Source organism: Streptomyces sp. SYSU D01066-1 (assembly GCF_054956795.1).
This window is the reverse complement of the sequence record NZ_JBUDHV010000030.1, coordinates 40,480-61,185: the sequence shown is the minus strand read 5'-3', so window position 1 is coordinate 61,185 and position 20,706 is coordinate 40,480. Positions and strand designations below refer to the sequence as shown.

The window sequence follows — 20,706 nt, the reverse complement described above, 5'->3', positions numbered from 1 at the left end:
CTCACCCGCCGCGCACCCGCCCCGCCACCCGCCGCAGCAGCGGCCAGGCCAGCAGCAGCACGACCACCGCGTACACCGTCACCGAGAACGGGGTGCCGACCAGGCCGGTGACACCGCCGTCGCTGATCTGCAGCGCGCGCCGCAGCTGCTGCTCGGCGGCGGGGCCGAGGACGACGCCGATGACGGCGGGCAGCACCGGCAGTCCGTAGCGCCGCATGCCGAAGCCGATCAGACCGATGACCAGCAGGATCACCAGGTCGATGACCTCGCCGCCGACGGCGTAGGCACCGACCGCGGCGAAGAACATGATTCCCGCGTAGAGGTAGGGGCGCGGGATGCGCAGCAGCCGGGTCCACAGCGGGGCCAGCGGCAGGTTCAGGGCGAGCAGCAGCACCATGCCGACGAAGAGGGAGGCGATCAGACCCCACACCAGCTCGGGCTCGTGTTCGAAGAGCAGCGGGCCGGGCTGGATGCCGTACTGCTGGAACGCGGCCAGCATCACCGCCGTCACCGCCGTCGTCGGCAGCCCCAGCGTCAGCATCGACACCAGCGTCCCCGCCGCCGACGCCGAAGCCGCCGACTCCGGGCCGGCGACGCCCTCGATGGCGCCCTTGCCCCATTCGTCCCTGTGCTTCGAGAGCCGTTTCTCGGTGACGTACGACAGGAACGTCGGGATCTCCGCGCCGCCCGCCGGGATCGCGCCGAACGGGAAGCCGATGAACGGGCCCCGCAGCCAGGGCTTCCAGGTACGGCCGAGGTCCGCCCGGCCGAGCCAGGGCCGGCCCACCGGGATCGGATCGGCCGGGCCGCGCCGCAGACGGGCCGCCACCCACAGCGCCTCCCCGATCGCGAACAGGCCGACCGCGACGATCACCACGTCGATGCCGTCGGCCAGCTGGAGCGAACCGAAGGTCAGCCGCTGCTGTCCGGTCATCCGGTCCAGGCCCACCAGCCCGATCGTCAGGCCGATCAGCAGCGAGGCCGTCCCGCGCACGCGTGAGGAGCCCAGCACCGACGTCACGGCGATGAACGCCAGCACCATGACGGCGAAGTAGTCCGGGGCGCCGATGTCCACCGCCAGGTCCGCGACCGTCGGCGCCAGCGCCACCAGCAGCACGGTGCCGATCATGCCGCCCGCGAAGTGGCCCACGGCCGCCGCCGCCAGCGCCTGTGCGCCCCGCCCCGCCTTGGCCATCGGGTTGCCCTCGACGGCCGCGACCACGGCCGCGCTCTCCCCGGGCGTGTTGAGCAGGATCGAGGTCGTCGAGCCGCCGAACATGGCGCCGTAGTAGATGCCCGCGAACATGATGAACGCGGCGACCGGGTCCAGGCCGTACGTCACCGGCAGCAGCAGGGCGACCGCCATCGCCGGGCCGATGCCGGGCAGTACGCCGATCGCCGTGCCGAGCAGCACGCCGAGCGCGGCCCACAGGAGGTTGAGCGGGGTGAGGGCGGTGCCGAAGCCGTCCAGGAGGGAGTCGAGGGCGTTCACGTCACAGCACTCCCATCAGCGGGCCGCCCGGCAGCGGGACACCGAGCAACTGGTCGAAGACGGCGTACGTGGCGACGGACAGCACCGCGGCGATCAGCGGGTCGCGGTCCGGGCGGCGGCTGCCCAGCGCGAACGCGGCGCCCCAGAACAGCAGCGCGCCCGCGACCGGGAAGCCGGCGGGCTCGATCAGGACGGCCGCGCCCAGGAAGACCCCGGCGAGCAGCAGCACCGTACGCCAGTCGGTGGGTTCGGACAGGTCGACGTCCTCGCCGCCCTCCGCCTCGCCCCGACCGCCGCGCAGCACGTCCACCGCGAGCAGCGCGGCGATCAGCAGCAGTCCGGCGCCGACCGCGACCGGCACGGTCCGCGGGCCGACCGGGCCGCGCTGGGCGACGTCGACGTCCATGGTCAGCGCGTCGGTCAGGACCAGCACGCCGAGCGCCAGCAGCAGGACGCAGACGCCGAGCTCGGAGCGGTCGCGCAGCCAGGAGCGCCGGCCGGCGGGGACGGGGTCCGTACGGGTGCTCACAGGCCCAGCTCCTCCAGTACCGACACCACGCGCCGGTCCTGCGCGTCCAGGAAGTCACCGAACTCCTCGCCGGCCAGGAAGGCGTCGTCCCAGCCGTTGGCCTCCATCGACTCCCGCCACTCGGGCGAGTCGTGCAACTCCTCGACCAGCCGGACCAGCTTGTCCCGCTCGGCGTCCGACAGCCCCGGAGGGGCGACGATGCCGCGCCAGTTGGTGAAGTCCACGTCGTAGCCCGCCTCCTTCAGCGTGGGCGCGTCCAGCCCCTCGATCCGCTCCGGGCCGGTCACCGCGAGCAGCCGCAGCTCACCCGCCCTGATCTGGTCGAGGTACTCGCCGACGCCCGAGACACCGAAGGCCACCTTGCCGCCGAGGACCGAGGCGAGCAGCTCACCGCCGCCGTCGAACGGGACGTAGTTGACCGCCTTCGGCGCGATCCCCGCGGCCCGCGCCATCAGCATCGGCGCGAGATGGTCCGGCCCGCCCGGCGACGAGCCGCCGCCCACCGGCAGCTTGCCCGGCTCCTTGCGCCACGCCCCGATCAGCTCGTCGATCGTCCGGTACGGGGAGTCCTCGGCGACCACCACGACGTCCTGCTCCTCGGTGAGGCGGGCGATCGGCGTGGTGTCGGCGAGGGTGCGGGGCGCGTCGTTGGAGCGGACGGCGCCCACCACGCCCAGGCCCATGGACATCGCGAGCCTGCCGTTGCCGTGCTCGCCCACCAGCCGGCTCAGCCCCACCGTGCCACTGGCGCCGGGCAGGTTGAACACCTCGATGCCATGGGTCAGCCCGGCCTCCTCGGCGTCCTTCGCGGCCGTACGGGCCGTGATGTCGTAGCCGCCGCCGGGGCTGTTGGGGACCATGAGGCGCAGGCCCGGGATCCGCGTACCGGCCCCGTCGCCGCCGTCGGCGTCCAGCAGCGGCGGTCCCACGAGCACCAGCACGGCGGCCCCGAGCAGGGCGAAGGGGGTGCGCAGGCGCACGAGTGCCACCACCTGTCGTCGTGTCGATGTGGGCCACATGGTGCCCGGTCCCCGGCGTCCCGTCGTCCTTGCGTCACCAACGGAGGTTGTGGTCTTTGCGGTCGTCGTCACCGCCCACCCCTGGCGCCGGCCCGGCCGGTCTGCGAACGTCACGGCGGTGAGATCCCGGTGACCAGCGCCCGGCGGGGTGCCGGGCACCGCCCGCACGACCGTCAGCCACCCCGTCGACGCGGTGGCGGAAGGAGCGACATGACGACCGGAACCAGCCGGACGGAGCCGATCGAGACCCTCGTGGTCGACGACGACTTCATGGTGGCCCGGATCCACCGCGCCTTCGTCGAACGCGTCGCGCCGTTCCGCGTCGTCGGCGCCGCCGCCACCGGCGAGCAGGCCCTCGCCGCCGTCGACCGGTTCCGCCCCGGCCTGGTCCTGCTCGACCTGTACCTGCCGGACGTGTTCGGCCTCGACCTCCTGCCGCGGCTGCGCGCCGCCGGCCACGACTGCGACGTCATGGTCGTCAGCGCGGCCCGCGACACCGACACGGTGCGCTCCGCCGTACGGCAGGGCGTCGTCGACTACCTCCTCAAACCCTTCGAGTTCGAGGACCTGCGATCGCGCCTGGAACGGTACGCCGTCCAGCGCGGCCGCCTGCTGGAGACGGTGGTCCGCGGCCAGGCCGACGTGGACCGGGTCCTGGCGGGCGCGGCCGGCCCCGCGCCCGGCCCGGCGCTGCCCAAGGGCATGAGCGTGGAGACCGCCGAGCTGATCGAACGCGCCCTCCGTGACGCCGAGGGCACGCTGTCCGCCAGCGAGTGCGCCGCCCGCACCGGCGTCTCCCGGGTCAGCGCCCGGCGCTACCTGGAGTACTTCCACACCGTCGGCAGCGCCGAGGTGTCCCTGCGCTACGGCGTCGCCGGCCGCCCCGAACGCCGCTACCGCCACCGCGACCCCACGGCGGAGTCCACCGGTCTGCCGTCCACTGGTCTGCCGTCCACCGCTCTGCCGTCCAGCGGCGGGGTGCGGGCGTGAGCCCGGCCCGGCCCGGTCAGCAACGCGGCCGGGGTGAGATCTCCAGGGCCCTGCCCAGCCCCTCGGCGTCGGTGCCCAGTTTGCGGTAGACCGAGGAGAGCACCTGTCGCACGCCCTGCTCGGTGAGGCGCAGTTCCTTGGCGACCACGTCCGGCGGATCGTCGCGGGCGGTCATCTCGGCCGCCCGGCGCTCCCGCGCGGTGAGCGTGTCGGTCCGCGCGTACCGCAGCGGCAGCGGCCGCAGCCCGGCCGCGGAGAGTTCGGCCCTGGCCCGGCCGGCCAGCCCCTCCGCGCCGCAGTGCACCGCGCGCTCCAGCCCCTGGTAGAGCCGGTCGGCCGCCTGCTGCACCCGGCCGTTGCGGGACAGCAGCGCGCCGTGGCCGACCAGCGCGCGGGCCAGCTCGTAGGCCGCCGGTGACGCCTCCAGCCGCTCCACCGCCTCGTCGTACAGCTCCAGCGCCGCCGCCCCGCCGGTCACCTCCGCCTCGGTGCACAGGGCCTGGCCGATCACCGACGCGGCCCCGAAGTCCCGGGCCCGCTTGACCGCCTCCCGGGCCAGCCGCGCCGCCCGGCCGGGGTCGGCGCGGGCCACGGCCCGGGACAGGTGCAGCTGCCAGGGGCACCAGGAGGGGTTGCGCCAGGCGCGCTCGTCCAGCCGTTCGCCGACCTCGGTCAGGGCGCGCGCCGCCGTCCGGTGCCGGCCTTCGGCCAGCAGCAGCTCGGCGTGGACGGTGCGGGGATCGGGGTAGATGACGGCGTTCGGCAGGGTCTCGCCGTAGTGGTACCGGTCGGCGAGCCGGCGTGCCTCGGCGGTCCGGCCCCGGGCCAGCAGCGTCTGGACGAGGATGCCGACGGCGAACCACTGCGCGGGCACCGCCCCGTCCACCTGTTCGGCGATCGCGAGGCCCGCCCGTACCAGGCCCTCCGCCTCGGCCAGCGAGCCGCGCCGGTAGCGGATGTACCCCAGGAGGGCCTGTCCCAGGGCCAGGTGGGAGCCGCGCCAGCCCTTGCTCTGGCACTCGGCGATGCCCTGGGTGAACAGGTCCTCCGCCCGGCCCGGCTGGTCGCCGTACAGGAACACCAGGGCGACGGAGACGGGCACCTCGAAGCCGCGGTGCTCGCTGGCCCAGCTCAGCCCGCCGCGCAGCGCCTCCTCCGCGAGGGCCAGGGAGATGTGCCGGGGTTCGCCGCGCAGTACGGCGTCCCAGGCGCGCATCCCGAGGATGTAGCGCTCCTCCAGGCCGCGGCCGGGCATCCGCTCGGCCAGCCGGACCAGCACGCGCGAGCGGGCGGGGGAGTCCGGCTCGTCGGCGCGGGAGGCGCTCCACACGAAGTGGTCGGCCAGCATGCGCAGCCGGATGCGGGCGTTGGTGGTCCGCCGGGCCTCCTCCCCGGCGACCGCGGCGGCCTCCGCGACCCGGTCGGTGTGGGCCAGTGCCTGGGCCAGCCGGAAGACGATCGAAGCGCGCAGACCGGGGTCGACGTCCGGTTCCGCCAGGGCCGCGCGGAGGTGGCTGACGGTGGCCGCGGGGTCGACCAGGAAGGTGGCGCGGGCCAGTTCGTGGAGCAGGGCGGCCCGCTCCTCGGACGGCGGCGGCTCCTGGAGCGCCCGCAGCAGCGCCCGCTGGGCGGCCTCCGGCGCACCGGCCCGCAGATACTCGCGGGCGGCCTCCCGCAGACAGGCGACGGCCGCCGGCCTGCCCTCGCAGGGCACCTCCAGGAGGTGCCGGGCGGCGGCGGTGGGGCCGAGCCCGGCGGCGAGGACGGCCTCGGCGGCGGTGTTGTGCATCCCGACGCGCAGACCGGGCGGGACGTCCCGGTACACCGCCCTGGCGATCAGGGGGTGGACGAACTCCAGGCCGCCGCCGGCCCCGGTGCCCGGGGCGAGGATACGGGCGGCGCGCAGCCGCTCGGCCGCCGCGGCGCCCTCCTCGGCGCCGACCACCGCGAGGGCCGCGGCCAGCTCCGGCGGGGCCGGTGAACCCAGTACGGCCACGGCCCACGCGAAACGGACGGTGGCACCGCCGAGCCGGCGCAGCCGGTCGGCCAGCCCCGGCCCCTTGACGGCCGAGGCGAGGTTCCGCATGGCCGCGAGATCGGACGAGGTGCCCGTGAGCCCGGCCTCGCCGAGCCGTACGGCCAGTTCGACGGTCTCGAAGGGGCTGCCGCCGGTGACCGCCCAGCACTCGGCGCAGAACGCGTCCTCGGCGCCCTCACCCACCACGTCCCGCACGATCCGGGCCACGGCGGTCCCGGTGAGCGGGGACAGGCTGTGCGGGCGTTGCCCGTGGCGTTCCACCAGGGCGCGGAACGCGTCGGCCTCGGGGGGCAGTTCGTCGGGCCGGTAGGCGGTGACGATCAGCAGTGGGAGGTCCTCGGTCCGGGGCGCGAAGGAGACGAGCCAGCCGAGCGACTCGACGTCCGCCCAGTGCGCGTCGTCCAGCAGCACGACGACGGGTGCCTCGCGCACGGTGAGCTGGGTCATGACCCAGTCCAGGCCGTCGCGGACGCTCAGGGGGTCGGGGGCCCGGGCGGCGCCGGCCGCCTCCAGGCCGAGGGCGGCGGCGACGATGTCGTACCAACTGCCCAGGAACGCGCGGCGCTCCCGGTCGTCCAGCGCCGCCAGTGACGGCTGGAGCAGCTGGCGCAGCACCCGGAACGCCAGCTCCTGCTCGTGCTCCTCGCCGCGGCCGGAGAGCACCGTGCAGCCACGGGCCGCGGCCCGGGTCCGGGCCCGGGACAGGAGCGTCGTCTTGCCCATCCCGGCCGGTCCCGTGAACGCGACCACGCCGCCCCGCCGTCCGCGCGGCGTGTCACCGCCGGTGCCGCACAGCCGTGCCAAGGCATCGTCGAGAGCGCGGAGTTCGGATCCGCGCTCCAGTAACGGGCGGTTACCGGTGCCGGATCGACGCAGTCCAGTCGCCATGTGCCGTACTGCTTCCTGTCGACGGCCGTCGGAGGACAGCGCCGAGCGTACGCCCCGGCGGAGCCGGACTGCCCGGATTCTGAGACAGGTTCGACGAGGACGGGTGAATCCGGCTCCGCCGGCGCATGGGACGGGCTCCTGGTGGGTAGCGAGGCGCGGATCGCCACCGTCCGGGCCGTCGGACGGCGTCGGACGCGCCAGACGGCGTTCAGGCGCCGCCGGGCGGTGTCACGGCCCTGCGGGCGCCACCGTGCCCGCCGGCCACACCGGCGCCCCGCCGTCTCCGCGTACTGCGGCACCACGCGCGACCAGTGGTGACAGCCCCGTGTCCACCCGGCCGTGCCCTCGACGTACCCGGCGCCGGCGCGGCTCGGTCCGGGGCGATCGCACGCCTCTTCCGCCGGCTTCCTCCTCCGCGCGGTGCCCGCCATACCGGTCACCGGCTCGTCATACGTCGGCACCCGCCTGTCGGAAGCCCGGTCCGCGGGACGCCGTCCCGGGGCGCGGGCGCTTTGCCCGGCAGGTGTGCCCGCGGTTCACGGACCAGTGCCGGAGACCGGAGGTCCAGCGTGGCCGCCGGACGGCGCGCAGCCGCCGGCGATGGGCGGTGACGGCCTCGGCGGTGACGGCCACGGCGGTGCCGGCCTCGGTCATGGGACACCACCTGCCTCAGCCGACGTACGGACGGACCCGGTGACCGCTCACCGGGCCGCTGCTCGAGTCATCGTTCCGCCCGGTTCAACGGCTCGCGGCCGGCCCGCGCCCCCCCGTGCGGGGGCGCGCGGACGCATGAAGGAGCGTCTGCGCGCCCCGGGAGGGACGGGGCCACCGGAGGGGACCGGGGCGGCATTCACCTCCCGGGCGCGCCCGCCCGCAACCCGTCCATGACGAAGTCCAGCAGCCGAGTGGCACGCGTCTGCCAGTCGTTGTGCGGCTCGATCTGCCACAGTCCCGCGATGGCGAGGTAGAAGTCGTCCGCGGTGACGCCGGGGCGGATGGTGCCGGCCTTCTCGTTGGCGCGCAGCAGGAGTTCGGCCGCGGCCAGCACCGGGGAGGGCTCCGGCTTGGCCGGGCCGTCCGGGGCGCAGGTGGCCTGCCGGATGGCTTCGGCCAGGCCCGCCTTGGTCAGGGCGAAGCGGGCGAGGTGGTCCAGCCACGCGCGCAGGGCCTGCTCCGGCTCCCGCTCCGCGAGCAGTTCGGCCGCGCTGTCGGCGACCTGTCGCATCTCGTGGCGGTAGATCTCCAGGACCAGGGCCTCCCGGTTGGGGAAGTTGCGGTAGAACGTGCCCTGGCCGACCCCCGCCTTCTTGGCGATGGCGCTGAGCGGGGTGTTCGCGCGGTGCGTCAGCTCGGTCAGCGCCACTTCCAGGATCCGCTCACGGTTGCGCTGCGCGTCCGAACGCAACGGCCCCTTCTGTTCCGGCTGTTCCACCAGTCCTCCTCACGGGTTCCTGGCCGGATCCCGTCCTTGCTAACCGGACAGCTGTCCGTTACGTTTTTGCCAGCGGACAGCTGTCCGGTTGGCACCAGCGTATCCATGAGCGTGGCACGCGCCGGAGCCCCGGCCCACCGGCCGCGGGCGGCCCTCGCCGTGCCGCGCCTCCCCCAGATGCTTCCCGAGCCCACCCTCCCGTACAGCGCCACCCCTTCGTTCCCTGACGCATGAAGAAGGCTGACTCATGGCTTCAGCGCCCTCGCCGACGTACAGCGCCATCACCTTGAACATCAACGGCGAGAAGCATTCCCTGACCGTCGACCACCGCACCACCCTGCTCGACGCCCTGCGCGAACGGCTCGACCTGACCGGTACCAAGAAAGGGTGCGACCAGGGACAGTGCGGGGCCTGCACGGTCCTGATCGACGGGCGCCGGTCCGTTTCCTGCCTGCAGCTCGCGGTCGCGGCCGACGGACGTGAGGTCACCACCGTCGAGGGCCTGGCCGACGGCGACCGGCTGCACCCGGTGCAGCAGGCGTTCCTCGACCTCGACGGCTACCAGTGCGGCTACTGCACGCCCGGACAGATCTGCTCGGCCGTCGCCGTCATAGAGGAGCACGCGGCGGGCTGGCCGAGCGCCGCCACCGACGACGTACGGCCCGAGGCCGGGCCGCCCGAATTGACACCCGAGGAGATCCGGGAGCGGATGAGCGGGAACCTGTGCCGCTGCGCCGCCTACGTCTCCATCGCCGACGCGGTGGCCCGCGCCGCCGAGGAGCGCGCGCACGGCACCGAGGAGGCGGCGGCATGAGGGAGTTCGGTTATCAGCGCGCCGACGACGTCTCCGGTGCGGTGGCCCTGCTCGCCGCCGACCCGGACGCCCGTTATCTCGGCGGCGGCACCAACCTCGTCGACCTGATGAAGACCGGCGTCGAACGGCCCGGCCTCCTCGTCGACGTCCGCGAACTGCCGCTGGACGGCATCGAGACGACCCCCGACGGCGGTCTGCGGATCGGCGCGACCGTCACCAACAGCGACCTCGCCGCCCACCCCGAGGTACGTCGCCGCTACCCCGCGCTGTCCCAGGCCGTCCTCGCCGGTGCCTCCGGACAACTGCGCAACATGGCCACCGTCGGCGGCAACCTGCTCCAGCGCACCCGCTGCGGCTACTTCACGGACACCACCCGGCCGTGCAACAAGCGCGTCCCCGGCAGCGGTTGCTCCGCGCTCGGCGGCGAGCACCACAATCACGCCATCCTGGGCGCCTCCGGCCACTGCGTGGCCACCCACCCCTCGGACATGGGCGTGGCGCTCACCGCGTTCGACGCCGTCGTCTCCTACGAGGCGCCCGACGGACCGGGAGAGCTGCCCCTCGCCGACTTCTACCTGCCCGTCGGCGACACCCCGCACCGGGAGACCGCCCTGCCGCCCGGCGCGCTGATCACCGGCGTGACCCTGCCGCCCGCCCCGGTCGCCGCCCGCTCCCGCTACCGCAAGGTGCGTGAACGGGCCTCCTACGCCTTCGCGATCGGCTCGGTCGCCGCCGCGCTCGACGTCCGCGACGGCGTCGTACAGGAGGCGCGGCTGGCCTTCGGCGCGGTCGCCTCCCGGCCCTGGCGGGCCCGGGCGGCGGAGCGCGCGCTGACCGGCGCACCCGCCGCCGCGGAGACGTTCGCCGCCGCCGCGGACGCCGAGCTGGCGGCGGCCCGGCCCCTGCCCCGCAACGGATACAAGGTGACCCTCATGCGCAACCTCGTGGTGGCCGTCCTGACGCAGCTCACCGAGGAGGCCGCCCGATGACCACCGCCACCACCGGCCGCACGGCACCGAAGGGCGCGGTCGGCACCGCCCACACCCGCGTCGAGGGCCGCGACAAGGTCACCGGCGCGGCCCGGTACGCCGGGGAGATCCCCTTCGCCGGTCTCGTCCACGGCTGGCTGGTGCTCTCCACCGTCGCCCGCGGCCGCGTCCGCGCGATCGAGACCGGCCCCGTCCTGGAGATGCCGGGCGTGCTCGCCGTGCTGCACCACGGCAACGCGCCGCGCGTGGAGACCGACTACACCGGCATGCTGGGCGTCCCCGACCCGACCGCCGCCGTCTTCCAGCACGACCGGGTGCCGCACGTGGGCTGGCCGGTCGCCCTGGTCGTCGCCGAGACGCCCGAACAGGCCCGGGAGGCCGCCGAGTCCCTCGTCGTCCACTACGACGAGGAGCCGCACGACACCGCGCTCTCGGCGGACCGCCCGGACGCCTACCAGGCCGACGGGTTCATGCCCGCCGTGACGCAGAAGGGCGACCTGGAGGCCGAGCTGGCGGCGTCCGCCCACGTCGTGGACGCCGAGTACACCACCCCCGAAGAGCACCACAGCATGATGGAGCCGCACGCGGCCACCGCCCGCTGGGACGGCGGCCGGCTGGAGGTGGTCGACTCCAACCAGGGCACCACCTGGGTGCAGAGCGAACTGGCCAAGATCTTCTCGCTGGACGAGTCCGCGGTCCGGGTCCGCTCCGAACACATCGGCGGCGGCTTCGGCAGCAAGGGCGTCCGCGCCCACCAGGTGTCCGCCGCGATGGCCGCCACCGTCCTGCAGCGGCCGGTCCGCGTGGTCATGACCCGCCGCCAGATGTTCTCCCTCGCCGGCTACCGCAGCCCCACCGTCCAGCGGGTCCGGCTCGGCGCCGACGCCGACGGGCGGCTGCGCGCCCTGGAACACCGCTCGCTGAGCCAGACGGCCACCGTCTACGAGTTCGTCGAGCCCAGCGCCGCCGTGGCCCGGGTGATGTACGACGCCGACGCCCACCGCACGGTCAACGACGTCGTACGGCTCGACGTGCCGTCCCCGACCTACATGCGCGCGCCGGGCGAGGCACCCGGGTCCTTCGCCCTGGAGGCGGCGCTCGACGAACTGGCCGAGAAGTGCGGCCTCGACCCGATCGAACTGCGGCTGCGCAACGAGCCGGAGACGGGACCGGTCTCCGGCCTGCCGTTCAGCAGCCGCAACCTGGCCGCCTGCTTCCACGAGGGCGCCCGCCGCTTCGGCTGGGCGGACCGCGACCCGCGTCCCCGCGTGCGCCGCGAGGGACGCTGGCTGCTCGGCACCGGCACGGCCGCCGCCTCCTTCCACGCGGGCGCCCTGCCCTCCACCGCCCTGGTGACCGCCGAACCCGACGGCACCTTCACCGTGCGGATCGCCGCCGCGGACATCGGCACCGGCGCCCGTACCGCCCTCACCCTGGTCGCCGCCGACGCGCTGGAGACGACGCCGGACCGGGTCCGGGTGCACATCGGCGACAGCGACTTCGGGCCGGCCGGGATCGCCGGCGGCTCCATGGGCACCCGCTCCTGGGCCTGGGCGGTCCAGGCCGCCGCCGCCGAGCTGCGGGAGCGGCTCGCCCTGGGCACCGGCATCCCGCCCGAGGGCATCACCGTACGGTCCGACACCACCGAGGCGCTCCAGGCCCTCGCGCAGAAGGAACGGCACTCGTTCGGGGCGCAGTTCGCCGAGGTCGCCGTGGACACCGCCACCGGCGAGGTACGGGTGCGCCGGATGCTCGGCGTCTTCGCGGCCGGCCGGATCGTCAACCCGCTCACCGCCCGCAACCAGCTGCTCGGCGGCATGGCCTGGGGCATCTCCATGGCCCTGCACGAGGAAGCCGTCCGCGACCACGCCTTCGGCGGCCACTACGGGCCCGACCTCGCCGGCTACCACGTCGCCACCCACGCCGACGTCCCGCGGCTGGAGGCCGACTGGGTGGACGACCCCGACCCGGAGGACCCGGTGGGCATCAAGGGCGTCGGCGAGATCGGCATCGTCGGAGCCGCGGCGGCCATCGCCAACGCCGTCTGGCACGCCACCGGCGTCCGCCACCGGCACCTGCCGATCCGGCCGGACCGCGTCATCGAGGCGGGCGGACATGCTTGACATCGCCGACGAGCTGCACCGCTGGGCCGCCGAGGGCCGGGACTTCGCCGTCGCCACCGTCGTGTCCGTCGGCGGCAGCGCCCCGCGCGGTCCGGGGGCCGCCCTCGCCGTCGACAGCGAGGGCACGGCCGTGGGCTCCGTCTCCGGCGGCTGTGTGGAGGGCGCGGTGTACGACCTGTGCGTCCAGGCCCTCGGGGACGGCCGAACGGTGCGCGAGCGGTTCGGCTTCAGCGACGAGGACGCCTTCGCGGTCGGGCTGACCTGCGGCGGCATCATCGACGTCCTGGTCACCCCGGTCCGCGCGCACGCGCCGTCCCGCGCGGTTTTCGAGGAGGCCCTGGCGGCTGCCTCCAGCCGGCGGCCCGCAGCCGTCGCCCGGGTCGCCGAGGGCCCGGCGGAACTGCTGGGGCACGCCCTGCTGGTACGGGCCGACGGGACGTACGAGGGCGGCCTCGGCGGCCACCCCGACCTGGACCGCACCGCGGCGGCCGAGGCCCGCGCCCTGCTGGACGCCGGCCGCACCGGCGTCGTCGGTCTCTCGGAGGACGGTTCGCGCTGTCCCGGCGGGCTCTCGCTGCTCGTCGAGTCGAGTGTGGAGCCGCCCCGGATGATCGTGTTCGGCGCGGTCGACTTCGCGGCGGCGCTGGTCCGGGTCGGCAAGTTCCTCGGCTACCACGTGACGGTGTGCGACGCCCGGCCCGTCTTCGCCACGGCGGCCCGTTTTCCCGAGGCCGACGAGGTCGTCGTCGACTGGCCGCACCGCTATCTGCGGAGCACGGCCACGGACGGGCGGACGGTGCTGTGCGTGCTCACGCACGACGCCAGGTTCGACGTGCCGCTGCTGACCGAGGCGCTGCGGATGCCGGTCGCGTTCGTCGGCGCGATGGGCTCGCGCCGCACCCACGCCGACCGCACCCGGCGGCTGCGCGAGGCCGGTCTGACCGACCGCGAACTGTCCCGGCTGCGCTCCCCGATCGGCCTCGACCTGGGCGCCCGCACCCCCGAGGAGACGGCCCTGTCCATCGCGGCGGAGATCGTCGCCGCCCGGCGGGGCGGCACGGGCGTACCGCTCACCGGTTCGGCCGCGCCGATCCACCGGGACCTGACGGGGGCGGCGGCCTGAGGCGCGGGGCGCGGCGGAGCGGTCCGGGAGCCGGGCTCACCGGTGACGCCGGTCACCGCCGGCCCACCCCGTGCTCCGCCAGCGGTCCCACCGTCAGGCCCGCGGTGCGGCAGCCGGTGACGACGGCGGGCAGGGCGCCCAGGGTCGCGCGCCAGCTCTGCGGGGCGCAGGCGTGGTCGCTGTCGTGGAGCAGGAGCGTCCCGCCGCCGCGCAGCTCCGCCGCGACCGCGCGGCGCACCGAGGCGGGCGTGGCGCCCCGCCGCCAGTCCTCGCCCCACGCCGTCCACAGCACCGGCCGCAGCCCCGCGCGCCGGGCGGCCGCCCAGCGTCCGGAGGTGAGGACGCCGTAGGGCGGGCGGTACCAGTACGGCCACCGGCCGGTGACGTCGCGCACCGCCCGCGCGGCCCGGACCAGCTCGCGGGCGTCCCTGGCCGGCGAGGGCAGCCACGGGCGGTCGTGGGTCCAGCCGTGGACGGCGAGTTCGTGCCCCCGGCGGACGGTCTCGACGGCCGGCCCCGGATGGCGGGTGACCCTCTCACCGAGGACGAAGAACGTCGCCCGCACGCCGAGTTCGTCGAGCGCCTCGAGGAAGCGCGGGGTGGAGACCGGATCGGGGCCGTCGTCGAAGGTGAGGGCGACGTGCCCGGAGCGGCCCAGGCCGGCCAGGGCGGGCAGCCAGCGGCGGCGCGGCCCCGGCAGCCAGGTGGCGGCCGGACCGACATGGGCCAGCGCCACGGCGAACGGCGCCACGGCGCAGGCCGCGCGCAGGGCACGGGAGCGGTCGCTCATCCGTCGGGCTCCTTCCGGCGGGCGTGGGCGCGGGCGTGCGGTCGTCCGGCGTGTCCCCGGGGCCGGGGCCGGCGCGCGGCCCACGTTCCGCATCATCTCCGTACCGAGCGGTTGCCGCCGCCCGGAGTCATCTCCGTACCGAGCGGTCCTCGCCGCCCGGACCGTCGCGCGCCGCCGCCGTGTCCCAGGCGCCGTGCACCGACGGCGCGCGGGCCAGCCCCAGACTGCCGAGGCCGATGAGCGCCACCCCGATCACCTCCGGCAGGATCCGCACGCCGAGGGCGATCTCCTCCCCGAACAGCGCCCAGCCCAGCGCCACGCTGGTCAGCGCGTCCCCGAGGGTCAGCGCGGGCTGGGACGCGGTGAGCGTCCCGGCGCGCAGCGCGCTCTGCAGCAGCAGGAAGCTGATCACGCCCACGACCCCGGTGGCGTACAGCGGCCACTGCGTCAGTACGGCGCCCGCACCCTGGGAGAACCCGCCGGTGACCTCCTTCAGCAGCGCGGCCGTCCCCCCGAAGGCCACCGCGGAGGCCGAACCGAACAGCGCGGCGCGCGGGGCGCCCCGGGTCAGCCGGCCGGTCGCGGCCAGCGCGGTCACCGCGCAGAGCACCACCGGCCCGGCCACCGCCCACCGGCCGGGCGTGGCGGTGTCCTGTCCCTCGGCGGGCGAGGCCGCGGCCAGGAACAGGGCCAGCCCGACGGCCAGTGCCCCGAACGCCAGCCAGGTCGTCGAATCGGGACGATGGTGGAACACCACGCTGCCGACCACCAGGGTGAACAGCAGCTCGCTGGCCATGAGCGGCTGGACCAGGGCCAGGCTGCCCACCGCGAGCGCCGCCGTCTGGAACACGGTCGTCACCGCGAGCAGCGCCGCGCCGCCGACCCAGTACGGGTCCCGGATCAGCCGCAGCAGCCAGCGGACCGGGTGGCCCGACGCCGCGTCGTCCGCGTCCTGCGCGGCGGCCCGCCGCTGGAGGACCGACGCGGCGGCGTTGGACAGCGCGGCACACAGCGCGAGGACGACGGTGAGCGCGCTCACCGCCGCGCACCCCCGGCCGTCCGACCCGGCCGCCCGCTCATCCGAACCGGACGGCCGGCCGCCGGTGGAGGCCCGGTGCCGCGCCGTGGATCCGGGACGGCGGGCGCAGCCGGCCCGGCACGTACACCCCGTCCCGGCCCCGGACGGCCGCGTCACGGATCGCGCTGGCCACGCGTTCCGGCGGCACGGGGCGGGGCCGGGACCGCCGGTAGGACGTGCCACGGCGTTCGTGGAAGGGGGTGTCGACGACACCGGGGACCACATGGCCGACGCCCGCCCCGGCCCCGCGCAGCTCATGGCGCAGGGCGTCCGCGAAGGCGCCGGGCGCCGCCTTGGCGGCGGAGTACACGGCCTCGCCCCGCACCCGCACGCAACCCGCCGGCGACCCGGCGAGCACCATCCGCCCCGTCCCCGCCGCCACCATGCCCGGCAGCGGCAACCGCACCAGCCGCACCGTGGCCGTCAGGCCGGTGCCGATCACCTCGTCGACGGCGCGCGCCGGCATCTCGCGGAACTCCCCGGCCCAGCCGATCCCGGCACCGGCCACCAGCGGGTCCAGCGGGCCCGGCGTCGCCGGGGTGGAGTCGGCGAGCCGGCGATCGGTCCCGGGAGCCGTGAGGTCGGCGGCGAGGGCGAGGGCGGTGGCCGACGACTCGTCGGCGACGGCGCGCAGCCGCTGCGGATCGCGGCCGGCCGGCACCGGTTCCCAGGTGCCCTCCGCCCCCGGGCGCCGGGCCAGGGCCGCGCCGATGCCGGAGGAGGCCCCCGTCAGCAGCGCCGTGCGTGTCCGCGGATCGGCCGGGCCCGTCCACCGCGGGACCCGGGCGACGGCCGCGTCGGGTGCGACGGCCGGCGGCGCGGCCGGGGACCGGGGGCGGGAGAAAGCGGGGACCATGGCCAACCACCTCGGCTGCGGACCGGACCACCGCGGACCGGACCACCGTGCGAGCGGTCGGCGCCGTGGCGTCCGACGGGACGGAGCGGTGACGGAGTATCCGGCCAGGACTGCCCGAAACGCCCGGATGATGGCGGTTTGGGTAGTGGTGGACGGGCTACTCCCACAGCCGTGCGCCCCAGCAGCCCGTCCACGCCCCATCGGCCGGCCCCGGTGTCCTCCCGGCCCGCCGGGCGGCTGCTGGTGGTCAGCGCCGCGATGGGCGCCGGACACGACACCGTCGCCGCCGAGCTGGTGCGCCGGGCCCGCGAACGGGGCGGCGACGCGGTGGTCGTCGACGTGCTCACCCTGCTGCCGTACGGTCTCGGCGGCGGGCTGCGGCACTTCTACCGCGGGTCGGTACGGCACTTCCCCTGGGCCTATGCCGCCCTGTACCGCCTGTTCCTGCGCCCCGGCCCCGGACGCCGCCCCGGCGCGACCCCCCTGGCCCGCCTGGCCGGCGACCGGCTGAGCCGGCTGGCCGAGCGGACGGGGGCCGACGTCGTGGTCCCGGTCTTCCACCTCGGCGCCCAGCTGACCGGGCATCTCCGCGCCCGGGGCCGGCTGTCCGTCCCCAGTGCCGTCTTCGTGCTCGACTTCGTGGCGCACCGGCAGTGGCTGCACCCCGGCAACGACCACTACCTGTGCCTCACCGACGAGTCCGCCCGCGCGGCCCGCCGGAGGACCGGCGTGCCGGCCCTGGCGTGCGGTCCCGTCGTGGACCCGGCGTTCCGTGCCGAGGCCCCCGGGGCCGCCGAGTGGCGGCGCCGGTTCGCCCGGCACGGTGCCGGACGGCCCCCGGTGGCGCTGGCCTCCGGAGCCTGGGGCGTCGCCTCGCGCCTCGACGCCACGGTCCGCCTGCTGGCCGGCCACGGCTGGCTGCCGGTGGTGCTGTGCGGGGCCGACGAGCGGTTGCGCCGCGCACTCTCCCGTGTCCCGGGCGTGCTCGCCCTGGGCTGGGTGACGGACATGCCCGGACTGCTGCACGCGGTCCGCGTCCTGGTCGACAACGCGGCCGGCCAGACCGCCGTACAGGCGCTGGCCGCCGGACTGCCGGTGGTCGGCCACCGTCCGATCCCCGGCCACGGCGCCGACGGCGTCCGTGCCATGGCGGCGCTGGGCGTCTCGGAGGCCGCCGCAAACGACGCGGAACTCCTGGCGGCGCTGCGCCGGCTCACCCCCGACGGCCCCGCACGCCGGGAGCGGGTCGCCGCCGGGCGGGCCCTCTTCCGGGACGATCCGGTGGACCTGGCCCTCGGCCTCGCGCTCCGCGCCCGTACCCGCACCCGTCCGTGTCCGTCGCGCGGGCCCGGAAAGGACGGGGTCGGATGAGACGGGCTCGGACGAGACGGCCCCGGACGGGACAGGGCCGGGCGATCCGGCCCTGGACGGGACAGGGCCGGATGAGACGGTCCAGGACAAGACAGGGTCGGACGAGACGGCCCCGAACGAGATCGGTGCCGCCGGTTACTCCGTCCGGGCGGAGGGCACCCGTCCGGAAGATCGAGCAAGGAGGCAGGCCGTGAGGGTGGACGAGTTCCTGGCCCAAGTCCGTGACCGCGGGGAGTACCACAGCCAGGAGGAGGCCGAGCAGGTCACCGAAGCGGTGCTGTGGGTCCTCGCGTCCCGGATCGTGCCCGAGGAGGCCGGTGACCTGGCAGCGCAGCTGCCCGCGCCGCTGGACGAGGCGCTGCGCCCGGAACGGGGGCGCACCGAACCGTTCGACCGGGAGGAGTTCCTCCGGCGGGTGGCGCGGCAGACCGGCGCGCGCCCGCGCACCGCCGAATGGGATTCGAGCGCCGTCCTGTCCACGGTCGCCGACGCGGTGTCCGAGGGACAGGTCGGTCACCTGCTGGAGCAGCTCCCGCCGGACTGGGCGGACCTGTTCGGCAGGACCGGCGAGAAGGCCGCAGGGAGGCACGCATGACGGACGACGAACGAGTCTACGGCGACGAGGAGGGCACGCCCCTCGGCGGCTACGCGACCCTCGCGACCACCTTCGCGAGCGGCGTGGGACTGTTCGCGTGGACGGCGCACCGGCGTGGGGTGCGCCTGCCCGAAGGGGTCCCGCCCTACGACCTGGCCCTGCTGGCGACAGCCACCTTCAAGGCGTCCCGCCTGCTGACCAAGGCCAAGGTCACCAGCTTCCTGCGGGCGCCCTTCACCCGGCGCGAGGCCGACAGCCACGGCTCCGAGGTCAACGACGCATCGCGCGGCAAAGGCCTGCGCCGGGCCATCGGTGACCTGGTCTCCTGCCCGTTCTGCACCTCCGCCTGGGTGGCCGGCGGGCTCGTCGCCACCTACGCCTGCGCTCCCCGGGCGGCCCGGCTGGTCTGCGCGGGGCTCAGCGCCGTCGCCCTGTCCGACTGGCTGCAGTACGCGTGGAGCCGTACGGAGCAGGCGGCGGAGGGCTGAACCCGGCGGGGCCGGGCCCGGTCCGGTCCCGCCCGGCGCCCGGTCCAGCCCGGCGTTCAGTCCCGCCCGGCGCGCTCGGTGTGCAGCTTCTTCACCCGGGCCGCCTCCTTGCGGACCTCGGCCTGCGTGGCGCGCTCCCGCCGGAGCCACTCGGGGTCCTCCTGCTTCAGCGCCTCGATCTGCTCCGTGGTGAGGGCGTCGTCGACCCCGCCGCGGCGCAGTCCGGCGATGGAGACGCCCAGCTTGGCGGCGACCACCGGCCTCGGGTGCGGGCCGTCGCGCCGCAGGTCGCGCAGCCATTGCGGCGGATCGGTCCGGAGCGCGTCCAGCTCGGCGCGGGAGACGGTGCCCTCCTGGAACTCGGCGGGCGTGGCGTCGAGGTACACACCCAGCTTCTTCGCCGCGGTGGCGGGCTTCATCGTCTGGGTGCTCTGGTGCTCGGTCATGGCGTCCAGGGTATCGAGCAGCTGACCGACCGCCGACCACGTCCGCCGGTCACCACCGCCGGCGCGGGCCGGGCGGCCTGGCGGGCCGGCCCGGTCGCCGGCCGGTTAACCTGGCCGGGTGACCGCCTCGGAAGACTCCCCCTCGTTCCGCCTCGCCTACGTCCCCGGGGTGATGCCCGGCAAGTGGGTGCGCGTCTGGGGTGAGCGGCAGCCGGACGTCCCGCTGTCCCTGATCCAGGCGGGCGCGGCCGAGGCCCCCGGCGCGCTGCTGGCCGGTGACGCCGACGCCGGCCTGGTGCGGCTGCCCGTCGACCGCGACGTGCTCAGCGCCATCCCCCTCTACACCGAGACGACCGTCGTGGTGGTCCCCAAGGACCACGTCGTCACGGCGGCCGACGAGGTGACCGTGGCGGACCTGGCCGACGAGATCGTCTTCCACCCCCTGGACGACGTCCTGGGCTGGCAGACGCCGCCGGGGCGGCCCGCGCTGGAGCGCCCCGCCACCACGGCCGACGCCGTCGAACTGGTGGCGGCCGGGGTGGGCGTCCTCGTCGTGCCGCTGTCGCTGGCCCGCCTGCACCACCGCAAGGACCTCACCCACCGCCCGGTCACCGACGCCCCCCGGTCGGACGTGGCGCTGTCCTGGCCGCAGGACGGGCACACGGACCTGGTGGAGGACTTCATCGGCATCGTCCGCGGCCGGACCGTGAACAGCACCCGGGGCCGCGGGCGGGCGGAGCCGCAGCCGCGCGAGTCCGAGCCGAAGAAGGACGGACGCGCCGCCGGACGCCGCAAGACCGGCACCGGCACCGGCAAGCGGGCCGTCCCGGCCAAGCGGGGCGGCGGCGCCCGGCGCGGCAGGCCCCGCCGCCGTTCCTGACCCCTCGCGCAGCTCACCGTAGTGCCGGACCCGGCGTCGGCGACGCCGTGTTCACCTCCAGCCCCGGCGGCTCGGTGAGCGACACCACCGGCTCCCCCGGCTGCGGCGCCGGCGGCGTCACCTGGGCCGCGGGCAGCCGCGGCGGGGCGGTCTGCTGGAGGTTGGCCTGGTCGAAGTTGACCAGGCCGGTCCTCTCCAGGACGGTGATGTGGTCCAGGACGGTGTCGTTGGCCTGGTCGGCCAGCTGACGGACCAGGCTGTTCTCGGTGTTGGCCCGGATCCTGGCGATCGCCGGGAGGATCTGCCCGTGGGTCACCCGCATGATGTTGACCGCGGTCGTGTCGAACTGCTTGCCCGTCGTCCCCTCCACGGTCGCCACGAACTGCTGCTGCTGGGGCGAGGCCCGGTTGGGCAGCGCGATGCCCAGCTCCGGCGCGATCCTGCGGCAGGTGGCGTCGAGCCGGGCGTGCCCCACGACCAGGTGCTCGCCGGCCTCCTTCATCTCCGGTGTCGTCCCCCGCTCCATCGACAGCAGCCCCAGCGGGTGTTCCCACAGCCCCGCGGCCCGGACCTTGACCACGAAGTCCCGGTCGGCCTCGGTCAGGGGGCCGTACCGGGTGTCGGCGATGACACGGTCCGGGCCACCGGTGGTGTTCCGCACCCCGAGCATGGTCGGGTAGGCGAGCGCGGTGAGGGTGAGGAGCAGGGCACCGCACACGAAGGCGGTGCCCGCGGTGGCGCGCGTGAGGCGCATCGTGCCTCCTG

General features: G+C 75.7%; 19 protein-coding genes. 9 read left to right on the top strand and 10 right to left on the bottom strand.

Going from position 1 to position 20,706, the window contains the following annotated elements:
- Position 1 precedes the first annotated feature (1 nt).
- The 3 genes from ACY1JF_RS23905 to ACY1JF_RS23895 are packed head-to-tail and all read right to left on the bottom strand — an operon-like array spanning position 2 to position 3,001.
- Complete coding sequence (locus ACY1JF_RS23905; protein WP_462707277.1) at positions 2-1,492, bottom strand: tripartite tricarboxylate transporter permease; 1,491 nt, start codon at positions 1,490-1,492, stop codon at positions 2-4.
- Between the two features lies 1 nt (position 1,493).
- Positions 1,494-2,021, bottom strand: a complete 528-nt coding sequence (locus ACY1JF_RS23900) for a tripartite tricarboxylate transporter TctB family protein (protein WP_462707276.1) — start codon at positions 2,019-2,021, stop codon at positions 1,494-1,496.
- A complete protein-coding gene (locus ACY1JF_RS23895; RefSeq protein ID WP_462707301.1) occupies positions 2,018-3,001 on the bottom strand; it encodes a Bug family tripartite tricarboxylate transporter substrate binding protein in 984 nt (327 codons plus the stop codon). Before ACY1JF_RS23895 ends, ACY1JF_RS23900 begins: the two co-directional genes overlap by 4 nt.
- 249 nt (positions 3,002-3,250) lie before the next feature.
- On the opposite strand from ACY1JF_RS23895, the gene ACY1JF_RS23890 reads away from it, so the two are divergent.
- Positions 3,251-4,030, top strand: coding sequence for a response regulator (locus tag ACY1JF_RS23890; protein ID WP_462707275.1), 780 nt, complete (start codon positions 3,251-3,253; stop codon positions 4,028-4,030).
- A gap of 16 nt (positions 4,031-4,046) precedes the next feature.
- On the opposite strand, the gene ACY1JF_RS23885 is transcribed toward ACY1JF_RS23890, so the two are convergent.
- Both ACY1JF_RS23885 and ACY1JF_RS23880 read right to left on the bottom strand, forming a co-directional pair.
- Positions 4,047-6,956, bottom strand: a complete 2,910-nt coding sequence (locus ACY1JF_RS23885) for an ATP-binding protein (protein ID WP_462707274.1) — start codon at positions 6,954-6,956, stop codon at positions 4,047-4,049.
- Positions 6,957-7,806: 850 nt separating this feature from the next.
- On the bottom strand, positions 7,807-8,388 hold the full coding sequence (locus tag ACY1JF_RS23880) for a TetR/AcrR family transcriptional regulator (RefSeq protein ID WP_462707273.1): 582 nt from the start codon (positions 8,386-8,388) through the stop codon (positions 7,807-7,809).
- 247 nt (positions 8,389-8,635) lie between these two features.
- Between ACY1JF_RS23880 and ACY1JF_RS23875 the strand changes: the two genes are divergently transcribed.
- From ACY1JF_RS23875 to ACY1JF_RS23860, 4 genes are read left to right on the top strand one after another with little or no spacing between them, the layout of a single operon-like run.
- On the top strand, positions 8,636-9,202 hold the full coding sequence (locus ACY1JF_RS23875) for a 2Fe-2S iron-sulfur cluster-binding protein (RefSeq protein ID WP_462707272.1): 567 nt from the start codon (positions 8,636-8,638) through the stop codon (positions 9,200-9,202).
- Positions 9,199-10,191 carry an FAD binding domain-containing protein gene (locus tag ACY1JF_RS23870; protein ID WP_462707271.1) on the top strand — a complete coding sequence of 331 codons (993 nt, stop codon included), beginning with the start codon at positions 9,199-9,201 and terminating at the stop codon, positions 10,189-10,191. Before ACY1JF_RS23875 ends, ACY1JF_RS23870 begins: the two co-directional genes overlap by 4 nt.
- Positions 10,188-12,314, top strand: coding sequence for a xanthine dehydrogenase family protein molybdopterin-binding subunit (locus ACY1JF_RS23865; RefSeq protein WP_462707270.1), 2,127 nt, complete (start codon positions 10,188-10,190; stop codon positions 12,312-12,314). The genes ACY1JF_RS23870 and ACY1JF_RS23865 overlap by 4 nt, the downstream gene beginning before the upstream one ends.
- On the top strand, positions 12,307-13,437 hold the full coding sequence (locus ACY1JF_RS23860; protein WP_462707269.1) for an XdhC family protein: 1,131 nt from the start codon (positions 12,307-12,309) through the stop codon (positions 13,435-13,437). The genes ACY1JF_RS23865 and ACY1JF_RS23860 overlap by 8 nt, the downstream gene beginning before the upstream one ends.
- A 52-nt stretch (positions 13,438-13,489) precedes the next feature.
- Here the strand turns inward: ACY1JF_RS23860 and ACY1JF_RS23855 are convergent, their stop codons facing one another.
- From ACY1JF_RS23855 to ACY1JF_RS23845, 3 genes are all read right to left on the bottom strand, one after another.
- A complete protein-coding gene (locus ACY1JF_RS23855; protein WP_462707268.1) occupies positions 13,490-14,227 on the bottom strand; it encodes a polysaccharide deacetylase family protein in 738 nt (245 codons plus the stop codon).
- Between the two features lie 127 nt (positions 14,228-14,354).
- The gene (locus ACY1JF_RS23850) at positions 14,355-15,266 is read right to left on the bottom strand and encodes a DMT family transporter (RefSeq protein ID WP_462707267.1); all 912 of its coding nucleotides are present in this window, start codon (positions 15,264-15,266) and stop codon (positions 14,355-14,357) included.
- A gap of 37 nt (positions 15,267-15,303) precedes the next feature.
- Positions 15,304-16,161, bottom strand: a complete 858-nt coding sequence (locus tag ACY1JF_RS23845) for an SDR family NAD(P)-dependent oxidoreductase (protein WP_462707266.1) — start codon at positions 16,159-16,161, stop codon at positions 15,304-15,306.
- Between the two features lie 171 nt (positions 16,162-16,332).
- Here ACY1JF_RS23845 and ACY1JF_RS23840 point away from each other — a divergent pair, with 171 nt between their 5' ends.
- The 3 genes from ACY1JF_RS23840 to ACY1JF_RS23830 all read left to right on the top strand — a co-directional run bounded on the left by ACY1JF_RS23840 (position 16,333) and on the right by ACY1JF_RS23830 (position 18,615).
- On the top strand, positions 16,333-17,532 hold the full coding sequence (locus tag ACY1JF_RS23840) for an MGDG synthase family glycosyltransferase (protein ID WP_462707265.1): 1,200 nt from the start codon (positions 16,333-16,335) through the stop codon (positions 17,530-17,532).
- Positions 17,533-17,722: 190 nt separating this feature from the next.
- Positions 17,723-18,127 carry a DUF2267 domain-containing protein gene (locus ACY1JF_RS23835; RefSeq protein ID WP_462707264.1) on the top strand — a complete coding sequence of 135 codons (405 nt, stop codon included), beginning with the start codon at positions 17,723-17,725 and terminating at the stop codon, positions 18,125-18,127.
- Positions 18,124-18,615 (top strand): DUF1360 domain-containing protein, encoded by a 492-nt coding sequence (locus tag ACY1JF_RS23830; RefSeq protein ID WP_462707263.1) that lies wholly within the window; start codon positions 18,124-18,126, stop codon positions 18,613-18,615. The genes ACY1JF_RS23835 and ACY1JF_RS23830 overlap by 4 nt, the downstream gene beginning before the upstream one ends.
- Before the next feature lie 56 nt (positions 18,616-18,671).
- Here ACY1JF_RS23830 and ACY1JF_RS23825 read toward each other — a convergent pair whose 3' ends face one another.
- Positions 18,672-19,061, bottom strand: coding sequence for a DUF5997 family protein (locus ACY1JF_RS23825; RefSeq protein WP_462707262.1), 390 nt, complete (start codon positions 19,059-19,061; stop codon positions 18,672-18,674).
- 118 nt (positions 19,062-19,179) lie between these two features.
- Here ACY1JF_RS23825 and ACY1JF_RS23820 point away from each other — a divergent pair, with 118 nt between their 5' ends.
- Positions 19,180-19,941 carry a LysR substrate-binding domain-containing protein gene (locus tag ACY1JF_RS23820; protein WP_462707261.1) on the top strand — a complete coding sequence of 254 codons (762 nt, stop codon included), beginning with the start codon at positions 19,180-19,182 and terminating at the stop codon, positions 19,939-19,941.
- Positions 19,942-19,954: 13 nt separating this feature from the next.
- On the opposite strand, the gene ACY1JF_RS23815 is transcribed toward ACY1JF_RS23820, so the two are convergent.
- Complete coding sequence (locus tag ACY1JF_RS23815) at positions 19,955-20,695, bottom strand: DUF4142 domain-containing protein (protein ID WP_462707260.1); 741 nt, start codon at positions 20,693-20,695, stop codon at positions 19,955-19,957.
- Between the last annotated feature and the right edge of the window lie 11 nt (positions 20,696-20,706).